Genomic DNA, 11,194 nt, shown 5'->3' with positions numbered 1-11,194 from the left:
TGCTCAACGGAACAAGCTGGATATGGCACGGCGAGTGGGCCACCCTAGAACATTTGTTGATCACCACGGTATTGTTGTTCACCACCCTGATTGCCGTGATGGGAGGACGGGTCATTCCCTTCTTTACCGCCAGAGCCACTGGTTTGGATAAAGCGGTTCCGCTGGTGTGGCTGGAACGTGGCGCGCTCGCCTCTTTGTGGTTGCTCCTGTTGATCTGGCTACTCTTTCCAAACCAGTGGACGGCCAGCGTTTATATGATGCCTCTATATATAGTGGCGGCAAGCTTGCACCTGTGGCGCCAGCTGCGCTGGCGGTTGCCTACAACCATGGGTCATCCCCTGCTCTGGTCGTTGCACCTCGCCTATCTGTTCATTCCTCTGGGCTTGCTCGCACTCGCGGCTCAAGCTGCCGGGATGTCCATTAGCCTTTCCTTGGCCAGCCATCTGCTTAGCGCAGGCTGTCTGGGCACCATGATCCTGGGCATGATCGCACGGGTTTCTCTCGGCCATAGTGGTCGCGCCTTGCAGGTGGGACGCCATATCCGCAGTGCTTTTGTCCTGATCATTGCGGCAGCGCTGTTGCGGGTGCTCGTTCCGCTGCTTTGGCCTGCTTACACCCTGCATGGCTGGAACTTGAGCGGCCTGGCCTGGAGCCTGGCTTATGGCCTGTTTGTCTGGGTGTATGCCCCCATCCTGACCAGCCCCAGAGCAGATGGCCGCCCGGGGTAATCGCCCGGAAGATTTTTCATGACCGATTCACCGGATAGTGGATCAGGTTATGAAAGATTGCGGGAGCCACACCCAGATTGCGATAACCGTGGGGGGAGTCGGCTGCAAACCGAACCGCCTCCCCCTGGGTCAGCGAGCGCCACTCCCCTTCCACCAGCACCTCCATCACGCCACTGATGACGATGACATGCTCGGTCACCCCTGGCTCATGGGGGTCGGATTCACGCTGATAGCCAGGTAACAGAGTCAATTCAAGCAACTCGAAACCAAACCGGCTCTCATAGGGAAAGAGAGGAGCAACCTGCATTCCCTCCCCCGCCGGCTGCTGACGGATGGCATCGGCAATACGATAAAGCGCCTTTCCCTGAGTAACCGGAGCGGGTTCGATAAAACTGGAGAAGGAAACCCGAAAACCGGTGGCAATCTTCCACAGGGTCGCCACCGTGGGGCTGGACTCTCCCCGCTCGATCTGCCCCAGCATGGCCTTGCTGACTCCGGTTTCCCGCGCTGCTACATCCAGGCTCCAACCCAGCTCACCGCGCAACCCCCTCAGGCGATGGGCCAGATGCTGATTAATCTCTTGCATGGTTACCCCTCTATAGATCCTACGTAATTCGATTGTGCGCTATAACGCACAGCGATATAGTTGGTGGCATATTGTACGCTATAACGCACAAACCGACAGGAGTCACCCATGCCCTTCGCGCTTCCCCATATAGTGGCAGGCTTTATTGCCGTGATGGTCGGCTATACCAGCTCCGTCATCCTGATCATTCAAGCGGCAACGGCAGCCGGGGCGGATGCGGCTCAGGTCTCCTCCTGGCTATGGACGCTCGGTATCGGCATGGGGATTAGCTGTATCGGTCTCTCTCTTTATTACCGCATCCCCGTGCTCACAGCCTGGTCCACCCCGGGGGCAGCCCTGCTGATCACCAGTCTCGGCGACTTTACTCTGGCTGAGGCCATCGGTGCCTTTATCATTTCCTCTCTGTTGATCACCCTGTGCGGCATCAGTGGCTGGTTCGATCGGCTGATGCGCCATATTCCAGCCCCACTGGCCGCCGCCATGCTGGCCGGGGTATTGCTCAGATTCGGTCTGGATCTGTCCAAGGTTGCTCCGCAGGATCCCTTGCTGCTTGGCTCATTATTGCTGGCCTTTTTGCTGGGCCGCCATCTTTGGCCCCGCTACACCATGGTGCTGGTACTGATGAGCGGGATAGCGACCTGTGCTCTGCGAGGAGAGCTGCAACTTGGCGACGTGCACTGGCAACTGGCCACTCCGATCTGGATCTCACCGACTTTCTCCCTTGATGCCCTGCTTGGCATCGCTCTGCCGCTGTTTATCGTCACCATGACCTCCCAGAACATGCCCGGGGTAACTATCTTGCGGGCTCATGGCTATCAACCAGCGACCTCTTCTCTTATCAGCTGGACCGGCCTGACCGGCCTGCTGCTCGCCCCCTTCGGGGGTTACGCTTTCAACCTGGCAGCCATCACGGCCGCGATTTGCATGGGAAAAGAGGTGGATCCGGATGCCAACCGCCGCTGGCCGGCTGCCGTCTGGGCGGGCTGCTTCTATCTGCTGACCGGTTGCTTCGGCGCCACGGTCGCGGCTCTGTTTACCGCCTTCCCTGCGACACTCATCACCTGCGTAGCTGGCTTGGCGTTACTTGGCACCATAGGCAGCAGCCTGCACACGGCGTTGCAACAAGATAAGGCGCGAGAAGCAGCCCTGCTCACCTTCATCATCACGGCATCCGGCATCAGCCTGCTCGGTGTCGGCGCCGCCTGTTGGGGACTGCTCATCGGGTTTAGCCTGCACCTGCTCCAATCACGGCCGCGGAGTCGCGCAAAGCAGTAAACCAGGCAAAACTCACGGACACACCTGGTAACCCCAACCAGCCGGGTTGCTCTCAGGAGTCCAGATCATCTCTTCATAGCCCCTGCCGGATGGTGGCCGGCCGCCATAGCAAAAACAGCCAATGAGAAACTCATTGGCTGTTTTGATCTTGCATCTGTTGTATCAGGCTTGTCCTTTCGGCCTGACCCCAAGAGTATGGCAGATGGCATAGGTCAGTTCGGAGCGGTTCAGGGTATAGAAGTGGAAATCTTTCACCCCTTCCTGACTAAGCACTCTGACCTGGTCGATGGCGATGCTGGCTCCGACCATGTTACGAGTCATCTGGTCATGCTCCAGCCCCTCAAAGCGCTGGTGCATCCAGCGCGGGATCTTCACGTTGGTAAACCCGGCAAACTTGGCCAACGTCTGGTAGTTGGAGACCGGCAGGATCCCCGGCACGATTTCAGCGTCGATGCCGATGGCGGCGCAGCGATCGCGAAAACGCAGGTAGGTCTCCACATCGAAGAAGAACTGGGTGATGGCACGGTTGGCTCCCGCATCTATCTTGCGCTTGAGGTTGAGCAGATCCGACTGCGCACTTCTCGCTTCCGGGTGCCCTTCCGGATAAGCCGCTACCGAGATATCGAAATCGGCCTCGGATTTGAGCAGGGCAACCAGGTCGGTGGCATACATGTCCGGCTTGTCGACCCCCTGAGGCAGGTCACCACGCAGCGCCACTATGTGGCGGATGCCGCTATTCCAGTAATCACGGGCGATAGAGCGCAACTCATCACGGCTGGCATCGATACAGGTCAGGTGCGGCGCCGCGATCAGACCGGTCCGCTCCTTGATGTCCTTGATCACCTTATGGGTGCGATCCCGAGTGCCGGAGTTGGCGCCATAGGTCACGGAGACGAACTTGGGTTCCAGCACTTTCAGGCGCTCGATGGACTGCCACAAGGTATTTTCCATGCCTTCGCTGTTGGGCGGAAAAAACTCGAAGCTGACCGATATATCGCCATTCAAATCCGCCAGACTCTGGTTGAGCGCCTCAACCTGACGTGCACTGTGAAATCCCATCTGCTCTTCTCCCTGTCCTGCAATCCATCTGTGTACGCCAAAACGGATGTTTGGACGTCTAAACGTCTCTATATTTATGAGCAAAGCGTCCCAAAGTCAACTCTGATTTGTCACTCTTCCACTCGGACTGTCCCATATTTACAAAATTAACGGTAAGTAACCCCCTGACCCCATCCCAAAATCACCAAGGTCGAGTTATGATGAAGCCGGATCGTCCTGGACGTTCTGAATCTGCGTGTGATTGTTTGGCCGGAGATTTCTCCGGCCCCTTTTCTTCCCCCCGCTCTTGCCGATAACAGATTGAATCTTTGCAGGAGTATCACCATGGACACCCACCCCGGCTTTGCCACGGATCTGCTGTTCGACCGCTATCAGGGCGAAGTCACCCGGCATGACGAGTTCTGGGCCGTGCGAACTCCGGATGCCCCCGACTACTACTTCGGCAACTATCTGCTGCTCTCCACCCCTCCCAGTGACAGGGACAAGGGCTGGCTCGAAGCCACTTTCGATCAACTGATCGGCCAGGATCCCAGGATCCGTCACCGCACTTTCCAATGGCCGCTGGCGGAAGGACAAAACAGCCGAATAGCCGGATTTGTAACAACGGGTTATCAGTATCTGGAGTGTGTGGTGCTGGCTCTCGACGAGCAGAGCTGGCAACCAGTGATGCTTTCTCATCCGGGTCAGGAACTTCGTGCATTCCGGGCAAGCGACTGGCAGACATGGCTCGACTTCGAACTCCATGAGCGAGACATGAGTCATGACGAGGCCAGCTATCTCGCCTATCTGCACTCACGACAACGGCTTTACCAAGCCATGATCGCCGATGGACTCGGCGATTGGTGGGGGATCTGGCAGGAGGGCCAGTTGATCGCCAGTTGCGGCCTCTTCTTTACCGATACCATGGGGCGTTTCCAGCTGGTACGCACCCACAGGGCATGGCGCAACAGAGGGCTATGCCACCGGCTGCTCAGCCATGTGGCACGACAAGGGCTGAAGCGGGTAGAGCGGCTGATCATAGTGGCCGATGAGCACTACCACGCCCAGCGGATTTATCGCTCGCTCGGATTCACTCCCGTGGCCCGCATCGGCAGCCTCTGCCGCTGGCCCTCCGATACCTGAACCACCAACCCGCCAATAAAAGCGGGAGGCTGATGCCTCCCGTTTTCTGCACAATCAGAATCTACTGGTCATGCTCTACTGTTGCGGTGTTTCCAGCTCGCTGGAAAGCGCCTGCTCGACTGCATCCTGCGCGGCAGGTTGCGGCGCCGTTTGCGTCGCAGTCACGGCACTTGTCTGAGTCACGCCGGCATCACACTGGCACTCCTGCCCCGCAACCTTGCTACCCTGATGGGGGGCATACCAGCCTTTAAGCCCTTGTTCCAGTCGCTCGGCCGCCGCTTTGGGCTCCATTTTGCCCAGCAATACCGCCTGACTCACTTCGGCCAGCTCATCCCCCAGCTTGGGAGTGCCGCGAGAGAGGATCTGGGTGGCCACTCGTATGGTGGAATCACACTGATCCCGCCACTCCATCATCTCTCTGGCCGCCGGATTGGTGACGTCGAAGAAGTGGTTGGAGAGGGAGAAAAAGCCCGGCAACGCGTTGGTGTAGAGCTCGGCAAACTGGGGCGTAGTCAGCCACTGCAGGAAGGCCATGGCGGCCTCCTTGTTTTTGCTCGCCGGGTTCATCCCCATGCCGATGTCGGTGTGATCGGTGAAGAAACAGCCAGCTCCCTGCTTGGCGACCGGCGGGCGCATGACACCAAAATCGACCTTGCCGGTGAAGGGTGCTATCTCCCAGGAACCGGCCACATAGAAGGCGGCCTTGCCCGAGGTGAACAGCTCGTTGGTGGCAGCATAATCCCGACTCTCACCCCCTTCACCCAGATAGGGGCGCCAGCGAGCAAGCTCCTCGAACACCTTCACATAATGCGGGTTGTCGAACCGCTCGTTTCCGCCGATCAGCGCCAGGCGCCCGTCTTCCCCTTTCCAGTAGTTGGGACCAATGTTCTGGAAACCCAGTTCAGAGGAGACCCAGCTCTCGCCACCGCTCATGGCCAGCGGCACATAACGGCCATCGGCCTTCACCTTGTCGAGCGCGGCGAAGAACTCGTCGCGGGTCTGCGGCAGGGTCAGCCCCAATTCATTGAAGATCTTCTTGTTGTAGAAAAAGCCGTGAATAACGGACGCCATGGGGACGCAAAACGTCTGGGCACCGGAGTCGGTCTGCCAGGGCGACTGGGCGAAGCTCGGGAAGTTCTCCATCCCCGCCATCTCGGTCAGCTCGGCCAGATGACCGGCCTTGAACAGCGCGAGGGAATCATCAAACGGGCGGCAAGTGATGAGATCCCCCGCCTTGCCGGCCTTCAGGTTCTCCAGCAAGGTAGGCATATAGTTGACGTTTTGCACCGGATGAAACGTCACCTTGATCCCCGGGTGCGTCGCCTCGAACGCCGGGATGATCTTCTGCTCCCACAGCGCCTTGTCATCGGCACGCCAGCTCTCGATCACCAGCTCGCTGGCCATCAGCTGGCCACACAACAGGAGACTCAGGGCTCCAATCCACTTGTTAGCCATAAGCCCTCCTAGACCTTGAAATGTGCGATAAGTTGTTGCTGCTTGGCGACCAGATCCGCCAGCACTTCACTGCTGCTGGCCGACTCTCGTGCCTCCCGTTCCGTCTCGTAGGCCACATCGGCAATGCCGGCGATATGGCGAGCCACCCCCTGGCTGACGGAGATCTGCTCCTGGGCGGCATTGGCTACCTGATCCGCCATCGATTTGATGGCGCTCATCCGATCGGCGATGGATTGCAGTGCCGCATCCATCTCGCGGGTCTGCTCAACACAGCTATGGGTCTGCTCCTGGCTGCGCCCCATCACCTCCACCACATGCTTGCTGGAGCTCTGCAAGTTTTCGATCATGCTCTGGATCTCCTCGGTCGAGGTCTGGGTCCGGTTGGCCAGTGCCCGTACCTCGTCGGCCACCACGGCGAAGCCGCGACCGGCATCGCCAGCCCGGGCCGCCTCAATGGCCGCGTTCAACGCCAGCAGGTTGGTCTGCTCGGCGATGCTGCGGATCACGTCGAGAATGCTGCCGATGTTGTTGCTGAATTCCCCCAGCTTGTAGGTGATACCGACCGCCTCTTCCATGGCGCTGGCCAGCTGTTCTGTAATGCGACGGGTGGTCGCCACTTTCTGGCGGCCGCTTCTGGCCTCCTCATCGGCCAGATCCACCTCATGCTTGGTACCATCGGTGGAACGGGCCACCTCGGTGGCACTTACCTCCAGCTCGGTGATGGCAGCCGCCACCTGATCGGTCTGGCTCTTCTGATCCTGTACCCGGGACATGGCCCGTTCGCTGATCTCGGCGGCGCGGCTCGCCTCCTCCACCAGATGACGGGAACCCGCATTGATCTGGGAAAGCAGCTCTCCAGTCTTGCCCGCCAGTGTATCAATGGAGCGGGAAAGGCTGCCAAACTCGCAACTGCTGTGGTAATTGATACGGCGGGTCATGTCCCCGGCCGCCATGTACTCCAGCTCCCGGTTGATCATCTGCAACGGACGCTGAATGCTGCGTGCCGTGGTGTAACCGATGAGCAGCGCCGCAGCCGCCGAGACGGTGGCCACGATCAGGATCCAGACACTGGCGCTGCTGACGGCGGCATCGGCATTGACGCGGCTCTCGCTGGCAATGGAACCGGCCGACTGGCCCATTTCGTCAAGCAGGCTCAGGCTGCTGGCCAGGCTGGCATCCAGTTGCTGGTTCAGACTGACCAGCGCCAGCTCCAGTTGTTGTGCCTGACGCATGGTGGCCAGCAAGCCTTGCGGGCCCAGTGCCAGCTCCTGCATCCGATCCAGATTGGTCACGAAACGCTGCTTCACATCATCCGGCACCAGTACGCGTTCCAGGCGCTTGTGGGCCATCTCGATGTCCTTGCTGAGCACCTTTTCCAGCTCATTGAGATCCGTCTTGGCATCGGCCCGGCGAATATTCTTCAGATCCCGTGCGATCCCCGAGGTGATGAGCTCGGCCTTGTTGCGCATGGAACGCTTGCTGGCACTCTGCTGCAACAGCAGATCGGCGGCCCACTGATAGGTGTCCTCGAGCCGGATAAACTCCAGCTGCAATTTGTGCCGCTGCGACAGGGCATCGACCCACTTGCCATGCTGGGCCAGTACCTGTTCCGCCAGGCTATAAAACTGGCCGGTCGCACTCTCTACCTGCCGGAAGCGGGCACGCGCCTCCGCCACTTCGGTAAACTTGCCCATCTCCTGGCTCAGCTGGGTGAAACGGGCTTGCTGCTCCTTGAACTGGTTGGCGAACTGCGGCAGTTGGGCGGCATCTTCACTGGTGCGATAAACCAGCACCCAGCGATTGCTCTCTTGCAATGCCCCCTTGAGATTGGCTACCGCCACCACCAGAGGGGTCGCCCGATCGGAGACGGCGGAGAGGCCGTCATTGATACCCTTGATTTTAAAGGTGCTGATCACACCAAGCAGGATCAGCAACAGCAGCATCAACACAAATCCGGCGATGATCCGCTGCACAATAGATAAACCCATGGAGACATCCTCGCTCGTGGGGAAAGGTAAAGTGAACATAGTCACTATCGGCAGAAACGGCGCATTATAGAGGGAGGAGAGGAGCTATTTTATTGATCTGCCGAGGCTAATTAATCACTTTGTAATTAATGGCAGACATAAAAAAGCCCGGACCGAGCCGGGCTGAAAGGAGACGTGCTTAGCTATATATCTGCGGCATTACGCCATCAGAATCCGGTTATTAGAAGCGATAGCCGACGCCGACCATAAAGGCCATGGGGTCAATCTTGGTATCGATGGTACCAATGGCAGTATGTACATCAGAGTCGATATCCATGATCCAGGCAGAACCGTTCACGAACCAGCGGTCGGTGATGGCCATGTCGATACCGACCTGACCCGCGATCCCCCAGGAATCATCCATTTTAACTTCTGTGCCGGCCAAAGGACCGCGACCCTCTTCGTCAAAGAAGGTGGTGTAGTTGACACCGATACCGATATAGGGGCGAACCTTGCTTTGGGCATCGCCAAAATAGTACTGACCCATCAGGGTTGGCGGCAGATGCTTGATCTTGGCCACTTCTGCATCACCCAGCTTTACCGAGTGGGAGAAGGGAGTGGCCGCCAACAACTCGACACCCCAGTTATCGGTGATCATGTACGAGAGGGTCAGCCCCAGTTGCATGTTGTCATTGATGTCGAGATCGACAGGCGTGCTGCTCTCCTGCGGAGAAACAAATGCCAAACCACCACGCACCAGAATATCGCCAGCCTGGTGTGCCATGGCAAAGGGAGAGGTCAGGGCTGCTGCAATCATCAGAGGAAGAATCTTTTTCATCACTAAGTCCTTTTTTTGTTGTCATTCGATGCTGTAAGCGTGCTGACTATAAAAGCTTGTAAGTGCATGGTTATTGATTTGGAACAAATGTTAAGCAGAAATAGATTGATTGGCATGGCATCTTTATTGGCAAGTTTTCGTTGCCGTCACACTATTTGCGACACACCAGCCATCACTCACACGACTTTATTTCGTCCGTCTGATTGCGACTAAATATGCCGAATTGAGGCATCTTATCCATTTTGCGGAATAAACAATTAACAGTTGTGTACAAGGCCTGACGAGCGTATTTTTGTGGCACGCAAGTTACTGGAAAGTAATTATTTATTTATGAAGAATGAGTCGAGATGGCAAAAGGTGGGGGCATTTCTCGCCGCCGTATGGGGGATAGGATCCTTTCTCTTTATCCTGATCGGTTTTATCGTCGCCATGGCTTATCTGGTACTGGTTCGGCAGGGCTGATCCCGGAACTCCAGCCTGTTCAGCTGCAGATGATCACCATCGACAATCTGCTCGGGAGTCAGCGCGATCGCATCTGGTGGCAAGGTTCCCGTGTAACCCTGCCACTGGTTGCGCCCTTCCTGCTTGGCACGATAGAGAGCCATATCCGCCAACTTGAAGCTATGGCTCCAGAAGCTGTCGACCATCGAAGGGTGTAACGGATAACGGCAATATCCCAAGGAAACTGTCAGCCAGAGCGGTGTCTCTTCCCTGCCGAAACGGTGACTGGCGACGCGCAGCCTGAGCCGTTCCACCCACAGCGCAATCTCGCATTCGTCTTCGACTTGCAACAACAGCAGAAACTCTTCTCCCCCCAGCCGGACGATCGGCCCGACATCGGTTGTCACCAGCTTTCTGAGCAGCTCAGCCAACTGTTGCAGCACCAGATCCCCGACGTCGTGACCAAATTTGTCGTTGATCCGCTTGAAGTGATCGAGATCCAGCAGCAACAGCGTACAGGGTTCAGCCCTGTGATCCTGTAACCACCCCTCAAGGTAACGGCGGTTGAAACAGCGGGTCAGGGGATCCGTAAAGGCCGCCATCTCCATAAGGTTGGATCTGGCCAACAACTCATCGTGTTGCTGACTCACCTTGCCGGCCATTTCACGCATCTTGCTGCTGAGAGTCGCCAACTCGGTACTGCTGTCGATATGGGGGATCAGCGCCACATCCGGCTTGTCGCCAAAACGCTGCAACGCCGTCATCAACTGATGCAGGGGAGTCAGCACTATGCTCTTCAACCTGTGCATGGCGAGCAGCATGCACAGCGCACTCACGACCAGCATGCCGGCAAACGTCAGCAAGGCCCCCTCCAGGGTGGCTTGCAGCACCTTCCGCTCCTCTTCCAGCACCAGGGTCACCACCGGCTGGCCAGCATTGTTGAGCAGACGCCCCTCACCACGAACCCGTTGCAGGCCGAGATCGATGAGGCGATAGGTCATCTGCGCCTGCAGTGGCTGAAAACCCGTCTCCCCCTCACCCTGGCGAGTGGGGGCAATCATGATCGGCAGTGCGGTACGCTCGGAAATCTGCTCGATGTAGGGACGATCCAGCCAGCGCAATGCCAGCAGAAAACCGTTGGGTGTACCGCTGCCATCGCTGAGGCGGATAGCCTGCCAGGAGAAGATGAGGGGCCCCCACAGGGAATTCCGGATCCCGTGCAGATTGACCGTGCCTTGCGCCAGGGAGTCCTGACGCAGCTGACGTTTCAGGTCATCGAGGAAATTGGGCAACTCGGTGGCCGTGGTACCGGAGTCGTTATTTTCCGGCAACTGGGTGTGGGTCCAGATCTCGTTCCCCTGAAGGTCCATGTAGCTGATCAGGTTGAGACCGAAATCCCGCATCGGCATGTCGCTGAGCAGATTGGCCTCGATATAGTCACGGTTGTGATGGGTGATGAAGTAGTAACTGTCATCCCAGATCCCCCAATCCCGGGTAAAGGCATCCACCGCTCTGATATCGAGTTGAATCGCCTTGAGCACTCGCACCAGATGCTCTTTCACCCGTTGCTCTTCGATACGGGTGGCAGCCGGTACCTGCGTCAGCGCGATCAACACCAGCAACATCAAGATGGCCCCGACCCAGATGGGGATCATGGAATATGCCAGCAGATGATCGAGGGAGCGGGGAGATCTGGTCATACGTCACCATGTAGTTGCCAATG

Annotated in this window: 9 protein-coding genes (1 of these 9 running past the window's edge); 3 read left to right on the top strand and 6 right to left on the bottom strand. The window is 57.7% G+C overall.

From position 1 onward, the window contains the following. On the top strand, nucleotides 1–728 hold the 3' portion of the coding sequence (locus tag LA321_RS08615) for an NnrS family protein (RefSeq protein ID WP_042070356.1). The gene continues 469 nt to the left of window position 1, outside the view; 728 of the gene's 1,197 nt are visible here — the last part of the coding sequence; its start codon lies off the left edge, out of view; the stop codon is at nucleotides 726–728. A gap of 16 nt (nucleotides 729–744) precedes the next feature. Here LA321_RS08615 and LA321_RS08610 read toward each other — a convergent pair whose 3' ends face one another. Continuing rightward, nucleotides 745–1,314, bottom strand: coding sequence for a helix-turn-helix domain-containing protein (locus LA321_RS08610; RefSeq protein WP_042070354.1), 570 nt, complete (start codon nucleotides 1,312–1,314; stop codon nucleotides 745–747). Nucleotides 1,315–1,422: 108 nt separating this feature from the next. On the opposite strand from LA321_RS08610, the gene LA321_RS08605 reads away from it, so the two are divergent. Next, the gene (locus tag LA321_RS08605; RefSeq protein WP_042070353.1) at nucleotides 1,423–2,589 is read left to right on the top strand and encodes a benzoate/H(+) symporter BenE family transporter; all 1,167 of its coding nucleotides are present in this window, start codon (nucleotides 1,423–1,425) and stop codon (nucleotides 2,587–2,589) included. Between the two features lie 162 nt (nucleotides 2,590–2,751). On the opposite strand, the gene metF is transcribed toward LA321_RS08605, so the two are convergent. Beyond that, complete coding sequence (gene metF / locus LA321_RS08600) at nucleotides 2,752–3,648, bottom strand: methylenetetrahydrofolate reductase (protein WP_026456938.1); 897 nt, start codon at nucleotides 3,646–3,648, stop codon at nucleotides 2,752–2,754. 324 nt (nucleotides 3,649–3,972) lie between these two features. Between metF and LA321_RS08595 the strand changes: the two genes are divergently transcribed. Further along, nucleotides 3,973–4,770 carry a GNAT family N-acetyltransferase gene (locus tag LA321_RS08595; RefSeq protein WP_042070352.1) on the top strand — a complete coding sequence of 266 codons (798 nt, stop codon included), beginning with the start codon at nucleotides 3,973–3,975 and terminating at the stop codon, nucleotides 4,768–4,770. 75 nt (nucleotides 4,771–4,845) lie between these two features. Here LA321_RS08595 and LA321_RS08590 read toward each other — a convergent pair whose 3' ends face one another. From LA321_RS08590 to LA321_RS08575, 4 genes are all read right to left on the bottom strand, one after another. Then, a complete protein-coding gene (locus LA321_RS08590; RefSeq protein ID WP_042070351.1) occupies nucleotides 4,846–6,225 on the bottom strand; it encodes an ABC transporter substrate-binding protein in 1,380 nt (459 codons plus the stop codon). A gap of 8 nt (nucleotides 6,226–6,233) precedes the next feature. After that, a complete protein-coding gene (locus LA321_RS08585; protein WP_042070350.1) occupies nucleotides 6,234–8,213 on the bottom strand; it encodes a HAMP domain-containing methyl-accepting chemotaxis protein in 1,980 nt (659 codons plus the stop codon). Between the two features lie 220 nt (nucleotides 8,214–8,433). After that, complete coding sequence (locus tag LA321_RS08580; RefSeq protein WP_026456623.1) at nucleotides 8,434–9,030, bottom strand: OmpW family outer membrane protein; 597 nt, start codon at nucleotides 9,028–9,030, stop codon at nucleotides 8,434–8,436. A 434-nt stretch (nucleotides 9,031–9,464) separates the two neighbouring features. Continuing rightward, entirely contained in the window at nucleotides 9,465–11,171 is a 1,707-nt protein-coding gene (locus LA321_RS08575; protein ID WP_042070349.1) for a sensor domain-containing diguanylate cyclase, read from the bottom strand. Between the last annotated feature and the right edge of the window lie 23 nt (nucleotides 11,172–11,194).

It is taken from the genome of Aeromonas enteropelogenes, from assembly GCF_020097295.1.
GTDB classification, from domain to species: domain Bacteria; phylum Pseudomonadota; class Gammaproteobacteria; order Enterobacterales; family Aeromonadaceae; genus Aeromonas; species Aeromonas enteropelogenes.
Note: the sequence above shows the minus strand (reverse complement) of the source record. Positions and strands in the feature narration are given on the sequence as shown.